At 65.1% G+C, this 20,689-nt stretch carries 19 protein-coding genes and 1 pseudogene; 18 read left to right on the top strand and 2 right to left on the bottom strand.

What is annotated here, in order from left to right; genetic code table 11:
• The first annotated feature begins 25 nt into the window (after nucleotides 1–25).
• A complete protein-coding gene (locus SBI80_RS04905) occupies nucleotides 26–757 on the top strand; it encodes a nitroreductase (protein ID WP_318973270.1) in 732 nt (243 codons plus the stop codon).
• Nucleotides 758–831: 74 nt separating this feature from the next.
• On the opposite strand, the gene SBI80_RS04910 is transcribed toward SBI80_RS04905, so the two are convergent.
• Nucleotides 832–1,269, bottom strand: coding sequence for a nuclear transport factor 2 family protein (locus SBI80_RS04910; protein WP_318973271.1), 438 nt, complete (start codon nucleotides 1,267–1,269; stop codon nucleotides 832–834).
• A 344-nt stretch (nucleotides 1,270–1,613) separates the two neighbouring features.
• On the opposite strand from SBI80_RS04910, the gene SBI80_RS04915 reads away from it, so the two are divergent.
• Both SBI80_RS04915 and SBI80_RS04920 read left to right on the top strand, forming a co-directional pair.
• Nucleotides 1,614–3,245, top strand: a complete 1,632-nt coding sequence (locus SBI80_RS04915) for a class I adenylate-forming enzyme family protein (RefSeq protein ID WP_318973272.1) — start codon at nucleotides 1,614–1,616, stop codon at nucleotides 3,243–3,245.
• A 13-nt stretch (nucleotides 3,246–3,258) separates the two neighbouring features.
• On the top strand, nucleotides 3,259–4,986 hold the full coding sequence (locus SBI80_RS04920) for a class I adenylate-forming enzyme family protein (protein WP_318973696.1): 1,728 nt from the start codon (nucleotides 3,259–3,261) through the stop codon (nucleotides 4,984–4,986).
• Here SBI80_RS04920 and SBI80_RS04925 read toward each other — a convergent pair.
• Nucleotides 4,983–6,036: pseudogene (locus SBI80_RS04925) on the bottom strand (LLM class F420-dependent oxidoreductase). The gene SBI80_RS04920 and the pseudogene SBI80_RS04925 sit on opposite strands and share 4 nt — an antisense overlap.
• Before the next feature lie 164 nt (nucleotides 6,037–6,200).
• On the opposite strand from SBI80_RS04925, the gene SBI80_RS04930 reads away from it, so the two are divergent.
• From SBI80_RS04930 to SBI80_RS05000, 15 genes are all read left to right on the top strand, one after another.
• Nucleotides 6,201–7,259, top strand: coding sequence for a phosphotransferase family protein (locus tag SBI80_RS04930; RefSeq protein ID WP_318973273.1), 1,059 nt, complete (start codon nucleotides 6,201–6,203; stop codon nucleotides 7,257–7,259).
• Nucleotides 7,256–8,233 (top strand): DUF7064 domain-containing protein, encoded by a 978-nt coding sequence (locus SBI80_RS04935; RefSeq protein ID WP_318973274.1) that lies wholly within the window; start codon nucleotides 7,256–7,258, stop codon nucleotides 8,231–8,233. Before SBI80_RS04930 ends, SBI80_RS04935 begins: the two co-directional genes overlap by 4 nt.
• A 10-nt stretch (nucleotides 8,234–8,243) precedes the next feature.
• Nucleotides 8,244–8,723 carry a MaoC family dehydratase gene (locus SBI80_RS04940; protein WP_318973275.1) on the top strand — a complete coding sequence of 160 codons (480 nt, stop codon included), beginning with the start codon at nucleotides 8,244–8,246 and terminating at the stop codon, nucleotides 8,721–8,723.
• Nucleotide 8,724: 1 nt separating this feature from the next.
• The gene (locus SBI80_RS04945; RefSeq protein ID WP_318973276.1) at nucleotides 8,725–9,933 is read left to right on the top strand and encodes an enoyl-CoA hydratase-related protein; all 1,209 of its coding nucleotides are present in this window, start codon (nucleotides 8,725–8,727) and stop codon (nucleotides 9,931–9,933) included.
• Between the two features lie 3 nt (nucleotides 9,934–9,936).
• Nucleotides 9,937–11,097 (top strand): acyl-CoA dehydrogenase family protein, encoded by a 1,161-nt coding sequence (locus tag SBI80_RS04950; protein ID WP_318973277.1) that lies wholly within the window; start codon nucleotides 9,937–9,939, stop codon nucleotides 11,095–11,097.
• A 30-nt stretch (nucleotides 11,098–11,127) separates the two neighbouring features.
• Nucleotides 11,128–12,444, top strand: coding sequence for a phytoene desaturase family protein (locus SBI80_RS04955; protein WP_318973278.1), 1,317 nt, complete (start codon nucleotides 11,128–11,130; stop codon nucleotides 12,442–12,444).
• A 189-nt stretch (nucleotides 12,445–12,633) separates the two neighbouring features.
• A complete protein-coding gene (locus SBI80_RS04960) occupies nucleotides 12,634–13,041 on the top strand; it encodes an SCP2 sterol-binding domain-containing protein (RefSeq protein WP_318973279.1) in 408 nt (135 codons plus the stop codon).
• 7 nt (nucleotides 13,042–13,048) lie between these two features.
• Nucleotides 13,049–14,587: an acyl-CoA synthetase gene (locus SBI80_RS04965; protein ID WP_318973280.1), complete on the top strand. Its 1,539-nt coding sequence runs from the start codon at nucleotides 13,049–13,051 to the stop codon at nucleotides 14,585–14,587.
• Nucleotides 14,584–15,840 (top strand): cytochrome P450, encoded by a 1,257-nt coding sequence (locus tag SBI80_RS04970; RefSeq protein WP_318973281.1) that lies wholly within the window; start codon nucleotides 14,584–14,586, stop codon nucleotides 15,838–15,840. The genes SBI80_RS04965 and SBI80_RS04970 overlap by 4 nt, the downstream gene beginning before the upstream one ends.
• Nucleotides 15,841–15,848: 8 nt before the next feature.
• A complete protein-coding gene (locus tag SBI80_RS04975; protein ID WP_318973282.1) occupies nucleotides 15,849–16,640 on the top strand; it encodes a coniferyl-alcohol dehydrogenase in 792 nt (263 codons plus the stop codon).
• Nucleotides 16,641–16,654: 14 nt separating this feature from the next.
• Nucleotides 16,655–18,055, top strand: coding sequence for an aldehyde dehydrogenase family protein (locus SBI80_RS04980; RefSeq protein WP_413232662.1), 1,401 nt, complete (start codon nucleotides 16,655–16,657; stop codon nucleotides 18,053–18,055).
• Nucleotides 18,056–18,128: 73 nt separating this feature from the next.
• Nucleotides 18,129–18,992 (top strand): SDR family oxidoreductase, encoded by an 864-nt coding sequence (locus tag SBI80_RS04985; RefSeq protein WP_318973283.1) that lies wholly within the window; start codon nucleotides 18,129–18,131, stop codon nucleotides 18,990–18,992.
• Nucleotides 18,993–19,049: 57 nt separating this feature from the next.
• The gene (locus tag SBI80_RS04990; protein ID WP_318973284.1) at nucleotides 19,050–19,757 is read left to right on the top strand and encodes a hypothetical protein; all 708 of its coding nucleotides are present in this window, start codon (nucleotides 19,050–19,052) and stop codon (nucleotides 19,755–19,757) included.
• Complete coding sequence (locus tag SBI80_RS04995) at nucleotides 19,754–20,419, top strand: cytochrome c oxidase subunit 3 (protein WP_318973285.1); 666 nt, start codon at nucleotides 19,754–19,756, stop codon at nucleotides 20,417–20,419. The genes SBI80_RS04990 and SBI80_RS04995 overlap by 4 nt, the downstream gene beginning before the upstream one ends.
• Entirely contained in the window at nucleotides 20,416–20,688 is a 273-nt protein-coding gene (locus SBI80_RS05000) for a cytochrome C oxidase subunit IV family protein (protein WP_318973286.1), read from the top strand. Before SBI80_RS04995 ends, SBI80_RS05000 begins: the two co-directional genes overlap by 4 nt.
• Nucleotide 20,689: the final 1 nt, after the last annotated feature.

Below are 20,689 nucleotides of genomic sequence, written 5' to 3' on the forward strand. Positions count from 1 at the left end.
GGCACCGAGCGCTACGCCAACCGCATTGACCACCGACATTCGTTCCGTCATCGAGACTCGCAGGTCCGAGAACCGGCCTGCGGATGCGGCCGAGACGCTCGCACACCTGCTCGCCGTCCGGGTGAGCTGTCGTGCCTTCAGGCCGGAACCCGTTGCCGAACAAACCATCCGGGCGATCCTGACGACCGCACAACTGACGGCCTCCTGGTGCAACAGCCAGTCCTGGCAGGTGGCCGTCACTAGCGGAGCGGGCACCGAGCGGCTTCGCGACGCGCTGTTCGGCGCCGCCTCGAGCGGTCACACCGAATCCTCCGACATCCCATTTCCTCGCGAGTATCGCGGCGTTCATCGCGACCGTCGACGGGAGAGTGGCTACCAGCTCTACACCGCGCTGGGCATAGAACGCGGTGATCGCGAGCGCCAGATGGCGCAAATGCTGCAGAACTTCGCCTTCTTCGGCGCCCCGCACGTGGCGATCATCCACACGGATGAGGCGTTGGGCCCCTACGGCGCGGTCGACTGCGGTGGATACGTCAGCAACTTCCTGCTCGCGGCGACTGCGCACGGTGTGGGCAGCATCGCCCAAGCCGCGCTCGCCATGTATCCCAACGTGCTTCGCGAGCAACTCGGTCTGACGACGGAACGCACCATCGTGTGCGGCGTCTCCTTCGGATACCCCGACCTCGGCCACCCGTCCGACAGCTACCGCACCACCCGAGCGCCAATCGACGACATCGTCGATTGGGTCGACGGCTGACCGAAATGTCGGCCGGATGCTGAAGGGGTGCGGCTAGGTGGTCTGCCACCGTTCTTCGGCCACGATGTCGACGCTCATGGGGCGCCCAGCTGGGTGATCATCTGACCGACGTCCCAGAAGTCGCGATGGCTGATGAGCTTGCCGTCGGTTCCGACGTGGCAGGCGGCGATCCCGGGAACGCTGAACCGCTGCCCATTCGACGGAATCAGTGAGCCGTCGACGAGCCGGAGTGCGCCTTCGAAGGATCCGCCCCACACCCACTCGAGGTAGAGCACACCGCCGCGTACCGCTGGTGCGAGGAATTCGATGACGGAGTCCGGGGCGAACTTCAACATCCACCGATGGAATCGCGTGATGCCGTCATGGCCCTCGTAGGTCGTGCCAATGGCCATGTCGGAGTAGGTGCCGGCCGGATCGAAGAAATCGAGAAGGAGGGCAGGATCTTTCGTCCACGCGGTGGAATAGTCGCCTGCAAAGGCGTCGAGGTCGGCGATGGGCTCGGGAGTGCTCATGGCGGCGTCCGTTCTCTCTAGTGAAGAAGATCGACGTGACCACGGCCGTCGGGCAGTCGCCGTCACCGCGACAGTGTGACCATCGATCCTGGACGTGGTGTGCACGACTCTCTCGAGAAGATGATTGCAATCGCTCACTGTGGACGTAGCAGGAACCTCCGACGCGAGTCGAGAGATTAGCCGTCAAATTCTATTGAGAACTCAGAAGTATCGATATGCGCAGATCATGGCTCCGTGACGCCCTGGTCGACCTCGCGTGCTGCAGTGAACGGCTTCATTTTTAATATAGATTCAGATACCGTCTGTGAGGTACGTCATGCCCCACGGACGACGAGGAGGAGTCGGTGACGGCGGCTATCAGCGATGGGCCGGTACTTCGGCACGCCCACCTGCCCGCAGACGACAGTGTGGAGCTCATCGACCTCACGGTCGGCCAACTGTTGGCGTGGCGGGCGCGGACCCACGCCGACCAACCTGCGTTCGTGGGGGTCCGCCACGATGGTTCACCCGCCCGACTGACCTACGCGCAGCTCTACGACGAGGCCGCACGGGTCGCGACGGCCTTGACTGCGGTGACCGAGCGCGGTGACCATGTGGCACTTTGGGCTCCAAATGTTCTGGAATGGCCGATCATTCAATACGGGGCAGCGCTGGCGGGCGTAGTGCTCGTCGCGCTCAACCCGTCGCTTAGAGCCGAGGAACTCCAGTACGCGCTCACGCACTCTCGCGCCACGGTCCTCATCCATGCCGACACCAACCGGGAGGACGACCTCGGCGAGGTGGTGGCGAGCATCGCCCCCGGCCTGCCGGGCCTCGTGTGCATCTCCCTGTCCGAGGGCTGGAGGTGGCGGGCGGCTGAGATCAGTGCCGCCGCGCTGAGTGTCGCACCGACCAATGCCGACGACGTGGTGATGCTGCAGTACACCTCGGGCACGACGGGCCGGCCGAAGGGCGTCGTGCTCAGACACCGGTCCCTGGTCAATGTCGCCAAGCTGACGCTCGAGGCGGTAGGGGTCGAGCATGGTTCGGTGTGCCTGAACCCGTTGCCGATGTTCCACACCGCGGGTTGCGTGATCGCCACCCTCGGACCTCTCTGGATCGGCGGCACGGTGGTCCTCGTCGAACGGTTTCGACCGGTCCCAGTGCTCGATGCGCTGCGCCGCGAGCAGGTCTCCGTGCTGTTCTACGTACCGGCGATCCTCGGCGCGCTGCTCGAATGTCAACGCTCCGAGGAGACTTCGGCACCGAGATTGACGGTGATCATGGGAGGTGCTGCGAACGTTCCGGCGACGATGATCGAAACGGCCGAGGAGGTCTTTGGTGCTTCGGTGATCAACCTGTTCGGGCAGACCGAACTCGCTCCCGTGCTGTCGGCGACTAGGCCGTCGGATTCTCGCCGAGACCAGTTGACCACCGTCGGTAGGCCATTGGCCAGGGTCGAATGCAAGATCGTCGATCCAGCGTCCGGCGAGACCATTGCACTGGGTCAGCCAGGTGAGATTTGCGCCAGGGGATACCAGCAATTCGTCGAGTACCTCCACGATCCCGATGCAACGGCGAGCACGGTGGATGCGGATGGCTTCGTGCACACCGGCGATCTCGGCATCCTCGACGAACGCGGATACCTCACGGTGACCGGGCGACTGAAGGACTTGATCATCAGGGGCGGTGAGAACATCGCGCCGGGCGAGATCGAAACGGTCCTCGTCGGGCACGACGCCATCGACGATGCCGTCGTCGTCGGTCTGCCCGACGGGCGATGGGGTGAGGTCGTCGCCGCGGTGATTCGACCTCGCGTGGAGGCATCACGGCTGACCAAGACAGACATCGTCGACCACGTGGCCCGGCGACTCGCGCCCTACAAGATGCCCGCCCGCTGGTTCGTCGTCGACAGCTTTCCGGTCACCCCGACCGGAAAGGTGCGCAAGTTCGTGCTGCGTGACGCCATCGAGTCCGGACACCTGCAGGAGATGTGACATGACGGGCCTGATGGGCACGACGCAGGACATCGACGCCAGGAGGCAGGCTCTGCGCGACGCCCTTCCCGAGTGGAGGCCGACTACCCTGCACGGCCGGCTCGACGCGAGCTCGGCTACCCATGGGGACCGACCACTGGTCATCTCCGATGAGGCGACATTGACCTACCGGGACGTGGTTCGCCAATCACGATGCCTTGCTCGGGGGTTGCGCGGGCTGGGTGTCGAACCGGGAGACCGGGTCGGCCTGGTCATGGCCAATCATCCGGAGTTCGTGACGTTGAAGTTCGCGATCTCGCGAGCGGGTGCGATCGCGGTGCCCTTCAACTACCTCTATGGGCGAGACGAACTCGCCTTCGTGCTAGCCGATTCGGGCTGCCGGGTGGTGATCACGATGACCGGATTCGCCAACCTGGACTATCAGGGCATGTTCGACTGCTTCGCGCCCGGTTGGGACCGGCCCGGCTTCGCGAACCGCGCGGGTCAGGACCGCGACGTGGTGCCCCTGCTGCGTCACGTGGTCGTGTTGGATACCGACGGACGCGTCCGCCCCGGTGTTCGGACGGTGGCCGACGTGGCGGCCCTGGGTGCGGCAGCCAGCGGGGCGGACGAGGTCGATCCGACGTCGCCCGAGGATGCGGCCGACATGCTCTACACCAGCGGAACCACCGGCACCCCGAAGGGGGTCGTCACCACGCACGACGCGGTGCTGCGGACGGCGTATGCGTCGGCGCTGACTCGTGCCTACGAAGACGGGCGCCGAATCTTGTTCTCGCTGCCCTGTTATCACATGTTCGGATACGTCGAGGGACTGCTTTCGGTGCTCTACGTCGGCGGGGCGATCATTCCGCTCACCTCATTCGACCCCGAACTGTACTTCGCCAGCATCGAACGCCACCGGGCGACCGACATGTTGTGCGTGCCGACGATGGCCGTCGCGATGGTCGAAAGCCCGTCGAGGCCCTCGTACGACTTGTCGTCGCTGACGGCTCTGCTGTGTGGTTCCGCTCCCGCGCCGGGATGGCTCTGGCCTCGAATCGCCGAGGACTTCGGTGTGTGCGAGATCGTCACCGGTTACGGAATGACCGAGTGCGGCGGGGCCATGACCCTGACCCGGCCCGAAGATCCCCTCCACATGACCACCGAGACCGCAGGCCGGCCGAAGATGGCTGGGGCGGCGGCGGTTTCGGGGTCCGACGAGCTCGTCGTCTACAAGACGGTCGACCCGGTGACGGGAGCAGACCTGCCTGCGGGCGAAGAAGGTGAGCTGGTCTCTTGGGGTCCGACCATCATGCGGGGCTTTTGGAACAGACCTGAGCAGACTGCGGCCGCGCTTCGCGACCAATGGCTGCATTCCGGTGACCTCGGTGTCGTGCGCTCGGATGGATACGTGCGCATCACGGGTCGCAGCAAGGAGCTCTACAAGAGCGGTGGCGAGCTAGTCATGCCCAGGGAGATCGAGGACTTGTTGGCCCGCCACGACGAGATCAGTCAGGTGTTCGTGATAGGGCTGGTCGACGATCGATGGGGTGAAATCGGTTGCGCCGTCGTCGTGCGCGCGCCAGGCTCCACACTCACCGAGATGGACGTCATGACGCTGTGCCGGGAGAACCTCGCGAAGTTCAAGGTGCCCAAGCGGGTCGTATTCGTCGACGCCGACGATCTTCCCAAGACGCCGACGGGCAAGGTTCAGAAGTTCAGGCTCGTCGAGCTGGTAGCGGAAGCGTCGGCCGGCGATTAGCCGGCCAGGTTCTTCAGCTGGCCCAGCTGCTCGACCCGGTCGGCATGTTCTCGGGCGAGCGGCTCGGCGATGAGGCACGTCACGCCCGCGCCGCGGTACGCCGACAGCCGCTCTTCGAGATGCTCCTTGGGGCCGATGAGCGCGATCGACCGGGCGAATTCCTGAGGTACGGCAGCAGCGGCCTGCTCCTTCTTGCCCTCCAGGTACAGCGTCTGAATGACCTCGGCTTCGGCGCTGTATCCGTAGCGGCGGAGCAAGGTGTTGTAGAAGTTCTTGCCCTTCGCCCCCATGCCGCCGACATAGAGGGCGACGTGGTGGCGCACCCCCTGCAATGCGGCTGATTCGGCCGCCTCGTCATCGGTGATCAACAGAAAGGTCTGCACGGCGATGCCGAGGGCGCCTAGTTCCGGATCGCGTTTGGCACGGCCCGCGGCGAGCGCCTCGCCAAAGGCGAGTTCGGCGAGTTCGGGCTGGAAGAGGAACGGCTGCCATTCGTCGAAGATCTCGGCAGCCAGGGCGACGTTCTTGGGCCCGATCGCCGCCAACAGCATGGGGGATCCGCTCGCGCAGAGGCTTGTTCATCATGCGCAGCGGCTTGCCAAGCCCACTTCCACCGCCCTCTTCGGTCAGCGGTAGCTGGTAGTGCTGCCCGTGGTAGTCGGTCTTCTCGCGACGCCAGATCTTGCGACAGATGTCGACGTGCTCGCGAGCTCGGCCGAGGGGAGCGTCGTACTTGATGCCGTGGAATCCCTCGATGACTTGGGGGCCCGACGCGCCCAAGCCCAGGATGCACCGCCCATTGCTCACGTAGTCCAATCCCGCGGCGGTCATGGCGAGGTTGGTGGGACTGCGCGAATACATCGGCAGGATGCCAAAGGCCAGCTCGACTCGCTCGGTCGTCGCGGCGGCGAATCCCAGCTGCGTGACGGCGTCGAACCCGTAGGCCTCGGGCACCATCACGCGATCGAGGCCGACGGACTCGAAGTCGCGCAGCCGGGCGATCGTGGCCCGAAAGTCGCTTGCGTAGGTAATGGGCATCCCGATCTTCATCTGCAGCTCCCGTCTTTGTCGACGCCCGGCCCGCGGCGAAGAATATAATCAGTGTTAAGAAACCATAGCGGCTTGATCGAGCGCTGACATTGAAGACCGGAACTGAATGTTCTAATCTAGATTAAATTGCTCCGGACGGGGCGATCGAACGCGAGAGGTGGACGGTGTCGACGCCAACTGAACTGCGCCCACCGTCGGGCCTGATGTGCGACGAGCCCGCCAGGATCGCCGACTGGCTCCGCGCTCACGGGGAAGTCGTCTCGGGTGTCGTGGTCGTGGCGCGGGTCGGCGTTGGACAGTCGAACATCACCACCCTCGTCAGCGACGAAGTCGGAGGCGAGTGGGTGCTGCGCGAGCCCCCGCCGGGAAATCACGCACAGTCGACCCACGACCTCACCCGCGAGGCGCGAATCGTGGCGTGTCTAGCCGACAGTGCGATCCCGGTCCCTCGGATCATCGGCACGGGAGTGGCGCCCGGCGGAAATTGCTTCTACGCCATGGAACGAGTCGCGGGCCAGCCGCTTGAGAGCGAAGCCGACGCCGCGGCATTGAGCGCGGCCCAACGGCGCGAGTTGGGACTGCGTGTCATCGAGACGATGGCGCGACTGCACACGATCGATCCCGAGACGGTCGGCCTGTCCGATCTGGCGCGCAAGAGCCAAACGCCCTACGTGGGGCGCCAGATCCGCCGATTGACGTCTTCGTGGGACCGTACGGGTGGTCGGAGTGTCCACGATCGGACGTGGCGTGCGGTGCGGACCCGACTCGATGCCGCGCTTCCCCCGCGAGCGCCGACGGTCCTGGTGCACGGTGACTTTCGGCTGTCGAATCTCTTGGTGCAGGGGGCCGACGTCACGGCGGTTCTCGACTGGGAACTCAGCACGCTCGGGGATCCGCTCGCCGATCTTGCCTGGCTGCTGGATGACTGGCGCCAGCCTGACGAACCGGCGACCGCGATGCCGAGTCCCACGCGCGCCGGACACTTCCCCGATCGTCCCGAGATCATCGACGTCTACCGTCGGATGACCGGGTTCGACGTCGGCCACCTGGGCTACTACCGGGGATTCACCCAGTGGCGTGCGGCGACGCTGTTGCAAGGCGTTGCCGTCAGGCGGGCGTCGGGTTCGCTTGGGGCGCACGGTGACCTGGATCTCGACGAGCTCGACGACACGATCGCGGCGCTTCTTGCCGCGGCGGAATCCAACATGAAGGCGGCGATGTGATCCTCGACCCCTCGGACGACGGCACCCACGTCGTCGGCCCCGAGTCCAATTGGAACGAATCGATGTACTTCTCGTTCCAAGATCCGATCGCACGGGTGGGCGGATTTCTGCGCCTCGCCAAGCGGCCCAACGAGGGCCGCGGTGAGCGCACGGTGTGCCTATACCTACCCGATGGCTCGGTGGCCTTCGGATTCACCAGGCCGGTGGCCGAACCCGCCGAGGCATTCCGCGGTGGGGGGCTGACGGTCGAGGTGATCGAGCCCTTCGAGCGGATCCGAGTCACCTTCGATGGACCCGTCAACCTGTTGCCCGATCCCATCGCGCTGAGCGACCCGAAGACGGCCTTGGCCGCTACGGCGGTGACCCGGTGCGTCACCACCCTCGACGTACGAGCTACGGCGCCCCCCTACGCGGAGACGTTCGACGGTGACGGCGAATCCTTCGCTCCCAACCACTATGAACAATTGACGAGAGTCGTTGGCTCGCTCTCGCTCGGCGATACGTCGTTCGACATCGACGGCCATGGCCTGCGCGACCACTCATGGGGTCCGCGCTCGTGGCAAGCGCCCTACTTCTATCGGTGGGTACATGGCTCCAGCCGAGGGCGGGGGTTCATGGGTGCGTACTTCGGCGGTGCGGACGATGCCGATCGCTCTGGGGGATTCGTCTGGGACGACGGGGAATTGCACGTGTGCGATCGCGTCGTGGTGTCCACCGAGCGTGACGACGAATTGCATCCCCGCGTGGTGTCCATCGTGCTGTCGGCAGCGCACCGGCAGTGGGCGTTTCGCGGCGACGTGAGCACGGTCGTTCCGCTGCGTCATCGACGCCACGGAGATGCCGGCGCGCTCGATGCCACCAGGATCGCGGAGGCCGCGACAGTCTGGACAGCTGAGGACGGAGCGGTTCTGCATGGGATGTCGGAGTACCTGGACCAAGTCCACGATGGCCATCCCGTTGGCCTCAGAGTGTGAGGAGATTCGAATGACTGCAAGCGAAGTGCACGCTCAGACGACCGTGTTCGGCAATCTTGCCGAACTCGCCGCGGCCGAAGGGGCCGAACTCGGTCCGACCGAGTGGCTCGTCGTCGATCAGCCGAGAATCGATCGGTTCGCCCAGGCGACCGACGATCACCAGTGGATTCACGTCGATCCTGAACGTGCGGCCGATGGCCCCTACGGCCGCACCATCGCCCACGGATTGCTCACGCTGTCGCTACTGCCGTACTTCATGCACGACCTCTACCGCGTCGAGAACGTCACGATGGCCATCAATTACGGGTTCGACAAGGTGCGATTCATCACCCCGGTTCCGGTCGGATCGCGGTTGCGCGCAGCTTCCAAGATCACCGGCATCCTCGAACTCGGCGGGGGAGTGCAGGCCACTCTCACCACGACCATGGAAGTGGAGGGGTCGGAGAAGCCGGCTGCCGTCATCGAATCCATCGTGAGATACCTGGCGTGAGATGACCGTCGAAACGCGCAGCGACACGACCTCCACCGCCAAGGCGCTCTACCAGGCGCTGGCGGCGGGTGACCGCAACCGGCTCGCCGAGCTGCTCAGCGAAGACTTCGTCGGACATGCCGCCGAGGGGCTGCCGCTGGGCATGGGTGGCGAACACCGCGGCCGGGAGGCCATGCAGCGCAACCTCTGGTGGACGATTGGCAAGCACTTCGACGTCGAGGCGCAGCCCGACGAATATCGCGTCCTCGACCACGGTGGTCTGCTGGTGGCGGGCCACTACCGGGGCAGGGCCCGTCGGTCGGGCCGGCCACTGGATGCCGAGTTCACCCACATGCTGGCGTTCGACGCGGCGGGACGCATCACCTCGTTACGGCAACTCACCGACACCGCGGCCTGGATCGAGGCACTTGGAGAGGGCGCCCCGCTACAGCGCATCGACTATTCGGTCACCGATGGTGTCGCCACGATGTGTCTGAATCGGCCGGACGCGCGCAACGCCATCGACATGAAGATGGCGGAGGAAACCCTCGTCGTCGCCCGCAGGATCGCTGCCGATCCCACGGTTCGCGCGGTGCTGATCTGTGGCAACGGCCCGTCGTTGACCGTCGGTGGTGACATCGCCTACTTCCGTGAGACACCAGCGAGGGAATACGGAAACCTGTTGGTACGCATGACGGACCCGTTCCACGAAGCCTTCCGGATCCTCAGCCGGATCGATGCCCCCATCGTCACTGCCGCCCACGGATCCATCGCCGGGGGCGGGATCGGATACGCGTACGCTGCCGACATCGTGCTGGCGGCCGAAGGGACGAGGTTCGTCACGGCCTTCGCCGCGATCGGGCTCTCCGGAGACGGTGGTGGAACGTGGCACCTGCCGCGCCTCATCGGGCCCGCTCGTGCGGCGCGCGCCTACCTGGAGAACCGTCCCATCACCGCCGAGGATGCCTTGGCGTGGGGCATGATCGGCGAAATCGTGCCGTCAGCGGAACTACGGGAACGCGCAACGGATTTGGCCAAATCGCTGGCACAGGGTCCGACCCGGGCCTTCGGTCGGATGCGGACGCTGCTGCGAGACAGCTGGAACAACGACCTGTCCCAGCAACTGCTGGCTGAGTCGGAAGGCATCAGGGCCACCGGTGACACCGTCGACGCCACCAACGCCGTCGTGAGCTTCATCGCACGGCAAACCCCACAGTTCGAAGGAAGGTAGAGCGTGTCGAATCTGGTCCAAGACACCGCGGAGCACGAGGCAATTCGCGAGAGCGTGGCGGGGATCGTGTCCCGCTACGGGCAGGAGTACTTCCTCGAGCGTGGCCGCAGCGGACAAGGCATCGAAGAGCTATGGAAGGACCTGGGTGCCTCGGGCCTGTTGGGGGTGCATCTTCCGGAGGAGTACGGCGGTGGGGGCGGCGGCATGGCGGAGGCCGTCGTCGTCGTCGAGGAGCTGGCGGCCCACGGCATGCCCATGCTCATCTGGGTGATCTCACCGGCGATTTGCGGCAGCATCCTGGCCCACCACGGTTCTGAGGCGATGAAGCGGGAGTGGCTGCCCAGCATCGCCGATGGATCGCGCAAGATGGCCTTCGGTCTGACCGAGCCCGATGCCGGATCCAACAGTCACCGGGTCTCGACCACGGCACGGCGCACGGACACCGGGTGGAAGATCTCCGGCTCGAAGTACTACATCTCGGCCATCGACCAGTCCGACGCGGTCCTGCTGGTCACCAAGGACGCCGACCACTCCACGCCGGAGAAGAGCGCCCTGTCGCTGTTCGTGGTCCCGACCAACAGCCCAGGTCTGAGCACTCAGGAGATCCCGACCTCGATCGTCTCGCCCGACAAGCAGTTCACGGTGTTCCTCGATGACGTCGAGGTGGGCGAGGACGCCCTCATCGGCACGGCGGGCCAAGGGCTCAAGCAGGTGTTCTCGGGACTCAACCCCGAGCGGATCCTGGTCGGCGCGATCTGCAGCGGCGTCGGACGGTTCGCGATCGACAAGGCCGCCGAATACGCCAAGCAGCGCCAGGTGTGGTCCACCCCGATCGGCGCCCATCAGGGCATCGCCCATCCACTTGCCGAAGCGCACATCGCGGTCGAGCTCGGTCGGATGGCCACCATGCGCAGCGCGGAACTCTTCGATGCGGACGAATCAGCCGGCGAGGCCGCCAACATCGCGAAGTTCGCCGCATCCGACGCCGCACTGCAGGCGCTCGACCAGGCCATCCAGACCCATGGCGGCAACGGCTTGGCGCAAGAGTACGGCCTCTCCGAGCTGTGGTTCATCACCCGTCTGATGCGCACCGCCCCGGTGAGCCGGGAGATGGTTCTCAACTTCGTCGCCCAGACCTCGCTGGGTCTGCCGCGCTCGTACTGACCGAATACTCGAAAAGCATAGGAGAACAGGGTGACTGAACAACGCGAGTTCGACGCCATCGTCATCGGAGCCGGCGCGGGTGGATTGTTCACCGCGGCCTGCCTCGCCCATCGCGGCTATCGCACGCTCGTGGTCGAGCGCCTCGACAAGGTGGGTGGGCGCGCGTCCACCGACGACATCGACGGTTTCAAGGTGAACAACGGGGCGATCGTGATCGAGGTCGGCGGCATCACCCAGCAGACCTGCGAAGAGGTCGGCGCACCCTTCGAAATCCGAGAGCCGAGCCCGCCGATCCTGTATCGAATTGGCGGCAAGGACGTGGACGTCACCGGCGGCGGCTGGGGGCTACTGCTCGGCAAGCTCACCCGTCAAGGAGCGAAGTTGGTCAAGGGCATCGGCGCGGCGCGGTCGGATTCCGGGTTGCCCGAGGACGAGCTCACCACCGCCGAGTGGGTATCGAAGTACACCAAGAACGAAGGCGTGCACGGCATCTTCCGCAATATGTGCGCTTCGGTGTTCGCGGTCGGATCGGAAGATCTGCCGGCCAGGGTCTTCCTGACGTACTTCACCCGCAAGAGCGCCTTCAAGCGCTTCGGCTTCCACCCCGAGGGCACCATCGGCATCTGGCGCGCACTGGCGAACGCGGTGACCGCCAAGGGCGGCGAGGTCTGGTTGTCGACCGAGGTCACCAAGATCTTGGTGGAGGGGTCGAGGGTCACCGGTGTGCATGCCGAACGCGACGGCACCTCCTTCGAGATCTCCGCACCGATCGTGGTCAGTGACGTCGGCCCCGCGGCGACCGTCGGGTTGGTCGGCGCCGACGACGTGCCCGAGGACTACCGCGAACTGGTGCGCAAGGGTGATCGGCCGACGGCGATGATCTCGGTGAACTTCGCCAGCCAGGAACGCCTGGTCGAAGCGCCGGGCATGCTCAGCTTCGCCAAGTCACGCCGGCTGGCCTATGTCGCCAACTTCACCGACGTCTGCCCCGAGATGGCACCGCCGGGATGGCATCTCTACGTTGGCACCTCGGTACCCAAGCCGTCCGTCGGTGACTTCGACGAGCAGGCCGAGACCGAGTTGCTGTTGGAAGACCTTCGCGACACCATCGACGGATTCGACACCCGCGCGACGATCCTCAACGTGGCGATCACCCGCGATGGCTGGCCTCCGCAGCGAGCGGTGGCCGGCTTCGACCTGCCGCGTGACACTCCGTTCCTAGGCTTGTGGAACGTCGGAGACGCGGTCAAGGAGTACGCCAACGGCGGTACCACCGCGTGCGCCGAAACGGCGCAACTCGTCGTCGACGAGATCGCGACGACGTTCTCGCTGACCAAGAGCGGCTAGCCTCGGCCCCTCGCCCCACCGCCGGATTCGACGGCGCCGTCGGTAGTTTGCCGATGGCGCCGTCATTCGCGCGCTCTGGCCGCCTGTGGCACGGGCAACATCGGCACCTTGACTGTGCCCTGGCCCATACGTACTATCTTTTTTAATCCGAAATAAGTTTCATTCGGAGCTCGCAATGGAGAGGGAACGATGGGGTTCAACAACTCTGAAGAAGTGACCAAGTACATCGGCGGCATCTTCGAAGATGCCTTCGGCGATCCCGAAATCGGGCCGAAGTTGGTGGACACCGGCCTGGTCGTCGCCTTCGACTTCACCGATCCGAACGCCCTGGTCGTCGTCGACCTGCCCAACAAGTCAGTCAGCGCCGGTGGGCCGGGTACCCCCGCGCCGTCGGCCACCATGTCCATGACAGCCGATCTCGGCAACGCCTACTGGCAGGGGAAGGTCAACCTGCCGATGGCGATGGCCAAGCGCAAGATCAAAGTCGACGGCAATGTGGCGAGTTTGCTCAAGCTGGCACCGCTCGGCAAGAAGCTCTATGGCGAGTACATCCAGCGGCTCAAGGACGACGGTCGCGACGACCTGATCGTCGTCTAGTCCGAGCATGTATCCGGGAACGCACGCCGCCGCCGCGCCTGAGCGCGCGGCGGTCATCATGGCACAGTCGGGGCAGATCCTGACATACGGTCAGCTCGACGAGAACTCCGCTCGCACCGCTGCCGCTCTGCACCGCTTGGGCCTCCGTGCCGGCGACGTCGTTGCCGTGCTCTCGGACAACGTGCCGGAAGCCTTCGAAATCTATTGGGCAGCCGTACGTTCGGGCCTCTACGTCACCTTCGTGAATTGGCACTTGTCGCCAGCCGAAGCTGCCTACATCGCAGAGGACAGTGGCGCACGGGTGGTCTTCGCATCCGCGGGGGTCGCCTCGCTTGGCCAGGAGGTCGCCCGCCTCGTGCCCCAGATCGAGCGCTGGTACGCATTCGGCGGTGCGATCGACGGCTACGCAACGTATTCCGAGCTGCTGAGACAGTCAGGCCAGCGGCTGACCGACCAGCCCCGGGGATCGGAGATGCTCTACTCCTCGGGCACGACGGGCAGACCGAAGGGCATCAAGCCGAGACTGCTGCCCATTCAGGTCGACCAGCCGGGTGACGGGGTGACCGCGCTTCTTCAGCACGGCTTCGGTTTCACCGCCGACGACGTATACCTGTCGCCGGCGCCCGTCTATCACGCGGCACCCTTGAAGTGGTGCACGGCCGTGCAGGCGCTGGGTGGAACCGTCGTGTTGATGGACCGGTTCGACGCCGAGGCTTCGCTTGCCGCAATCCAGCGGTATCGAGTCACCGCGCTGCAGATGGTGCCAACCATGTTCATACGTCTGCTGCAACTGCCCAACGAGACTCGAGAGGCATACGACACGTCGTCGCTCCGACTGGCCGTGCACGCTGCGGCACCGTGCCCGCCTGAGGTCAAGGACGCGATGATCGATTGGTGGGGGCCGATACTCGCCGAGTACTACGGCGCTACCGAAGGTCATGGCGTGACGATGATCAGCACGCCGGAGTGGCGCACGAAGCGGGGATCAGTGGGCAAGGCCGCGCTTGGTGTCGTGCACATCTGTGACGACGACGGCATCGAACTTCCCGCCGGACAACCCGGGGTCATCTACTTCGAGCGTGACGAACCGGCGTTCATCTACCACAACGATCCCGAGAAGACCACCGAGTCAAGGCATCCCGCGCACGACAACTGGGCCACCGTCGGCGACATCGGCTACCTCGACGAGGACGGCTATCTCTTCCTCACCGATCGCAAGGCGTTCATGATCATCTCCGGGGGTGTCAACATCTATCCGCAAGAGGTCGAGAACGTGTTGGCGATGCACCCGCAGATCTATGACGTCGCCGTGATCGGCGTACCCCATCCCGAGATGGGCCAGGAGGTCAAGGCGGTCGTCCAGCTGCGAGACGACGAGTCGCCATCCGACGAACTGGCCTCCGAGATCATCGATTACGTCCGAGAACGGCTGGCGCGCTTCAAGGCGCCGCGTTCGGTGGACTTCGTCGACGAACTGCCCCGCTCGGCCACGGGAAAGCTCGTCAAACGCAAACTGCAAGAACGATACGTGGAGGTAGGAAGATGACCGTCGGAGTAGCCGCCCCCCGTGCGTACGATCCGGTCAGCGTCTCACCCCTGAGCTTCTGGGCCGGCACCGCCGAGGAGCGCGAGGCGTCGTTCAAGATTCTGCGGGACGAGCGTCCGCTGAGTTGGCATCCGCCGCTGGCCGGCGCGCTGATGGCACCCGAGATCGACGGGATCTGGGTGGTGACTCGCCACGAGGACGTCGCCTACGTGAGCAAGCATCCCGAATTGTTCTGCTCGGGTAGGGGGGTGCAGAGCGAATCGGTGCCGGAGGAGATGCTGGAGGCCGCCGAGTCCTTCCTCGGCATGGACGGGGTCAGCCACTCGAGTCTGCGCAAGCTGGTGAGCTCGGTGTTCACCCCCCGCCAGGTGGCCAAGATTCAGGACCAGATCAAGAACCAGGCGGTCACGATCGTCGATGAACTGCTGCAGACCAAGGACGGCGACTTCGTCCAGCAGGTCTCCAAGCGGCTCCCCATGTGGACCATCTACGAGATGATGGGTCTGCCGGAGGAGATGCGCGACGAAGCCGCACACAACGCCGACGGGATGGTGTCGTGGGCCGACGAGGACGTCGCCGCCGGGCGCGAGTCCGGAGAGGTGCTCAGCGATTCGCTCGTCGGCCTACTCACGGCTGGTCTGGAACTGGCCGAGCTGCGCCGGTCGCACCCCACGTCGGACCTCATGTCGCAGCTAGTGCAGGCTGAAGTCGACGGCCGCAAGCTCACCGACGAGGAGCTCGGTGCGTTCTTCGTCTTGCTGTCGGTGGCCGGCAACGACACCACCCGCAACACGATCACCCTCACGACCCATGCACTACAACGGTTTCCCGACCAACGCGACCTGCTGGTGCAGGACTACGACGGGCTCATCAGGCCGGCCATCGAGGAGTTCGTGCGCTGGGTGACCCCCGTGATGACCTTCCGGCGAACCGTGACCCAGGACACGGAGCTGCACGGGCAGGAGATCAAGGAGGGCGAGTGGGTGATGATGATGTACTCCTCGGCCAACCGCGACGATCGCGTGTTCACCAATCCGCATACCTTCGACATCCGGCGAAAGCCCAACAATCACCTCGGCTTTGGCGGTGGCGGGCCGCACTTCTGCATGGGTAGCTTCCTGGCCAAGATGCAGCTGGAGGCGTTCTTCCGGGAGCTGATCTTCCGGGCGCCCAATCTGCGCGTCGGCGAACCGGAATATCTCGTCGGCAATTTCGTGCGCGCCGCAAAGTCCATGCCGTACACCCTCGATTAGGAGTGAAGATGACTGGCTTCCAAGGAAAGCGCTTCGTGGTCACGGGTGCCGCCTCCGGCATCGGCAACGCCGTCGCCGAGCGTCTGTTCGCCGCGGGTGCGGACGTGACCTCGTTGGACCGCAATACCCCCACCGCCGCCGTGACACGGCACCTCGAGGTCGACTTGGCCAACCCCCGCAGCATCGATGCCGCCCTCGAACAGCTCGAGGGGACGTATGACGGGTTGTTGAACGTCGCCGGCATTCCGGGCACGGCACCGGCTGATCTGGTGTTGGCGGTGAACACCCTTGCCGTGCGTCATCTGACGGAGGCATTCTTCGAGCGCCTCAACCCGGGAGGCTCGGTGGTGATCGTCTCCTCGACCGCCGGTTTCGGTTGGCCCGCCCGGCTGGAGACGATTCGGGATCTTCTCGCCACCGACACGTTCGAAGACGGTGCGGCCTGGTTCAAGGCCAACCCGCAACAGGGCAATGCGTACAACTTCTCGAAGGAGGCCACCACCGTCTACACGATGACGATGGGTCTGGCCGTCATCGAGATGGGTCTGCGGATCAATGCGGTGCTACCCGGTCCGGTGGAGACGCCGATCCTCGTCGACTTCGAGGAGTCGATGGGCAAGGACAACCTCGACGGTGTCAAGGAGCTGCTTGGCCGGCACGCGAGGCCGGACGACATCGCCTCTGCCGTGCTGTTCCTCGCCTCCGACGAGGCTCGGTGGATCAACGGTGAGGCGCTGATCGTCGATGGCGGAATCAGCGGAGCGGTCCTGTCCGGTGTCGTTCCCGCGCCCGAGATCTGAGCCCGGACGTGTCGATCCAGGCGCCCTCGGAGCGCAGTTCGCAGCACCGAGACGACGCAGCGAACTTCGAGCTCTCCAAGCTGCGGCACGTCTTCGGCACCGGCCGCACGCGAGAGGTGGCGTGGCGCATCGAGCAGCTCGAGGCCATCGAGCGCTTGTGCGACGAGAGGGAATCGGAGATTGCCGCAGCGCTGCATGCCGATCTCGGCCGGCCGTCCGTCGAGGCATGGCTCGGTGACATCGCCTCGACCAAGGGCGAAGCCGCCTACGCGCGAAAGCACCTGAAGTCCTGGATGCGCCCCCATCGGCAATCGCTTCCCATGGCCCAGCTGCCGGGGCGGAGTTGGGTGCAGCACGACCCGCTGGGTGTCGTCCTGATCATCGGACCGTGGAACTACCCGGTGTACCTGAGCCTCGGCCCGCTGGTCGCCGCCGTGGCCGCGGGCAACTGCGCGGTGATCAAGCCGTCGGAGCTGGCGCCCGCCACTTCGACGCTGCTGGCCACGCTGATCCCGCAGTACCTGGACGGCGAGGCCATCCGGGTGGTCGAGGGCGACGGCCAGACGACGCAGGACCTCATGGCGCAGGGCTTCGATCACGCCCTGTTCACCGGCGGCACCGAGATCGGGAAGAAGATCATGGCCGCTGCCGCGCCGACGTTGACTCCGGTCACCTTGGAACTCGGTGGCAAGAGCCCGGTCATCGTCACCTCCGACGCCGACCTGGACGTCGCCGCCCGGCGCATCGCCTGGGTCAAGCTGCTGAACTCCGGTCAGACCTGCATCGCGCCGGACTACGTCCTGGCCGAGCGGTCGGTCGCCAAGACGTTGACCGACAAGATCGTGACGAACATCAAGGCCTTCCGGTCCGCGGACGATGGTGGGATGCGGATCGTCAACGCCCGCCAATTCGACCGCCTGGCCTCGTTGATCGACTCGACCACGGGCGCGATCGTCACCGGTGGTGGTCACGTGCGCGACAGCCTGACGATCGAGCCCACCGTCATCTTCGATCCCTCTGCCGCCGACCCCGTGATGGCCGATGAGATCTTCGGGCCGATACTGCCCGTGCTCACGATCGAATCGACGAAGGCCGCCATCGACTTCGTCAATCGAAGGCCGAAGCCTCTGGCGCTCTACGTCTTCACGGCTTCACGGCGGTCGGCGAAGGGCTTGATCGACGCCATTCCATCCGGTGGTGCCGTGGTGAACCACGTCGCGATGCACTGTCTGGTTCCGCAGTTGCCCTTCGGCGGCGTGGGTGCCAGCGGGATGGGGGACTATCACGGTCGGTGGGGCTTCGAGACGTTTAGCCATCGCCGCGCGGTGCTGGCGAAGACGACCCGACCGGACCCGCTGCTGGTGTACCCGCCGTATACCGAACGGGCCGTCAAGGTCATGCGCAAGCTATTCTGACGGCCTGTTTTGATCAATTCTGTTGATTGACAGCATCATTGGATTCATCACGACTGAATGGATGGGACGGATCATGGCAGGACTTGACGGCAGGGTGGTCGTGATCACCGGCGCGGGCGGTGGGCTGGGTCGTGAGTATGCGTTACTCGCCGCCGACGAAGGCGCCCAGGTCGTGGTCAACGATCTCGGGGGAGCCCGCGACGGATCGGGATCCGGGCAGGCGATGGCGGACACCGTCGTCGACGAGATCCGTCAGCGCGGTGGCAGGGCTCTGGCGAACTACGACGACATCGCAACCGAGGATGGCGCGCAATCACTGGTGAACGCGGCGGTCACCGAGTTCGGCACGGTCGATGGCGTGGTCAACAACGCCGGCATCCTCCGCGATGGCGCATTCCACAAGATGAGCTCGGAGAACTGGAACGCGGTTCTCAAGGTGCATCTCTACGGCGGGTACTACGTCACCCGGGCAGCGTGGCCGCACATGCGCGAGAAGAAGTTCGGCAGGATCGTCATGGCCACCTCGACCAGCGGCCTGTTCGGCAACTTCGGCCAGGCAAACTACGGAGCGGCCAAGCTTGGCTTGGTCGGGTTGGTGAACACCCTGGCCATCGAAGGCGCGAAGTACGGCATCCTGGCGAATGCCGTTGCGCCAATGGCGGCTACGCGGATGACCACCGACATCGCCCCACCGGAATTACTCGAGAAGCTGCCTGCGGCGCAGGTGGCCCCCGTCGTCGGCTACCTCCTGAGTGAACAGTGCACCGACACGGCCAGCGTCTACGTAGTCGGTGGCGGAAACATCCAGCGCGTCGCCCAGTTCCAGAACAAGGGCGTGACGTTCGCGGAGACGCCGACGGTGGACGAACTCAGCGCGCGGTGGTCGGAGATCTCGGATCTGTCCAACGTCGAGCTGGGCCGCAATCCGCTCGGCTGACCGAGCCATGCATCGGCCGCCGGCCAAGGCGCCGAACTCGAGATCGTAGGAGTGACTGTGACGAAGCGAATTCTCTCGCTATGTGCCTTGGCGGGTCCGGCGACCGTGGTGATCGCGCTGATCGGTTGGCTCGTCGCCGGCGTGCTACCCATCCCGCTGGGCCCGGAGAGCTCGGTGCAGCAGGTCGTCGACTTCTACGGCCAGACCAGGGTTCTCGTCGGCATGTCGATTGCGTCGCTGGGCATCTGTCTGGTGTTTCCGTTGGTCGCGGTGATCGGCGTCCACATGGTGCGCATGGAGGGCCGCACCCCCATCCTCACCTTCCTGCAGCTGATCACGGGCGCGGCGACGGGCGTGCTGTTGCTGCTGCCGATGCTGTTGATGGCGGTGATCGGTTTCCGGCCCGACCGCAACCCCGAGTTGACCGTCACCCTCAACGACATCGCCTGGCTGCTGTTCATCACACCGATTGCGCCGTTCATCATCCAGAACGTCGCCATCGGGATCGCGATCCTCAACGACAAGCGTCGGACACTGCCGCGGTGGGTGGCCTTCGTCAACTTCTGGGTGGCATTCTCGTTCCTTCCCGATCCTTTGGCCTTCTTCTTCCACAGTGGTCCGTTCGCGTGGCGCGGCATCTTCATCTTCTGGTTGGCATTGACGACCTACACGATCTTCCTCGTCGTGATGGGAGTCATGCTGCACCAGGCGGTCGAGGAGTCGGCTGACGACGACGCGAGTTCATCGTCGGTGGCAACCCGATGACGCATCCCGAGCTGAGCCACGAGACGGCGCTGCCCGAATTCCTCGGCGGAGGAGTCGAAGTCGACCCACCGGATGCTCCTCGGACGCGTAAGGCGGCCCCGGCCGGACACATCCCCGGCGAGGCGGGGTTGTGGATCTTCCTGCTCGGGGACATGACGCTGTTCGCGGCCATCATGCTGGTCTTCCTCTGGGACCGGCGGGCGCAGCCGGAGGCCTTCACCGAGTCGGCGCATCAACTGCTTCGGCCGGTCGGCGCAGTCAACACGCTCGTCCTGCTGCTGAGCTCCTACCTCGTGGTCCGGGCCCTTGCTGCCCATCGAACCGCGGACCTCATCCGCGCGAGACGGCTGGTGGTTGGCGCCACCGGCTGCGCAGCGGTGTTCGTTGCGCTCAAGGCGGTCGAATACACCAGCGAGATCTCAGCCGGCCACACGCCGGCATCGGGGACGTTCTTCACCTTCTACTTCGTTCTCACCGGACTCCATCTGCTCCACGTCGTGATTGGTTCGGCCCTCCTGCTGGGATGGCGCGGAGTGCTCGCGCGTCAGCGCCCATGGGCGAAGGCTCAGGGACTGGCCGAGGGGATCGCCTGCTACTGGCACATGGTCGATCTGCTGTGGGTTGCGATCTTCGCGATCGTGTACCTGGTGAGTGCCGAATGAGTGCGCACGTGCCATCGCGGGTCACCGTCGTGTTCGCCGGTCTGGTCCTGGCGACGTGCATCACCTGGGCGCTCGGCAGTACGGCACGGCTGACGGGTGCCGGATTCGACGTCGCCGCGACCCTCACCATCGTGATCGCCGGCGCAAAGATCTTCTTCATCGGAACCGATTTCATGGAGCTGCGGGCGGCTCCGGTCGTCCTGCGGGCGGTGTTCGTCATGTGGATCCTCGGATTCGCCTGCACGGCAATCGGGTTGGTCGTCTTCTGAA

Origin of the sequence: Mycolicibacterium sichuanense (genome assembly GCF_033741125.1) — a bacterium.
Taxonomy (GTDB): Bacteria; Actinomycetota; Actinomycetes; order Mycobacteriales; family Mycobacteriaceae; genus Mycobacterium.

Coding starts and splice junctions, on each gene's coding strand:
- SBI80_RS04910 (WP_318973271.1), bottom strand. CDS start 1,269: ATGAGCACTCCCGAGCCCATCGCCGACCTCGACGCCTTTGCAGGCGAC.
- SBI80_RS04920 (WP_318973696.1), top strand. CDS start 3,259: ATGGGCACGACGCAGGACATCGACGCCAGGAGGCAGGCTCTGCGCGAC.
- SBI80_RS04940 (WP_318973275.1), top strand. CDS start 8,244: ATGACTGCAAGCGAAGTGCACGCTCAGACGACCGTGTTCGGCAATCTT.
- SBI80_RS04945 (WP_318973276.1), top strand. CDS start 8,725: ATGACCGTCGAAACGCGCAGCGACACGACCTCCACCGCCAAGGCGCTC.
- SBI80_RS04960 (WP_318973279.1), top strand. CDS start 12,634: ATGGGGTTCAACAACTCTGAAGAAGTGACCAAGTACATCGGCGGCATC.
- SBI80_RS04965 (WP_318973280.1), top strand. CDS start 13,049: ATGTATCCGGGAACGCACGCCGCCGCCGCGCCTGAGCGCGCGGCGGTC.
- SBI80_RS04970 (WP_318973281.1), top strand. CDS start 14,584: ATGACCGTCGGAGTAGCCGCCCCCCGTGCGTACGATCCGGTCAGCGTC.
- SBI80_RS04975 (WP_318973282.1), top strand. CDS start 15,849: ATGACTGGCTTCCAAGGAAAGCGCTTCGTGGTCACGGGTGCCGCCTCC.
- SBI80_RS04985 (WP_318973283.1), top strand. CDS start 18,129: ATGGCAGGACTTGACGGCAGGGTGGTCGTGATCACCGGCGCGGGCGGT.
- SBI80_RS04995 (WP_318973285.1), top strand. CDS start 19,754: ATGACGCATCCCGAGCTGAGCCACGAGACGGCGCTGCCCGAATTCCTC.
- SBI80_RS05000 (WP_318973286.1), top strand. CDS start 20,416: ATGAGTGCGCACGTGCCATCGCGGGTCACCGTCGTGTTCGCCGGTCTG.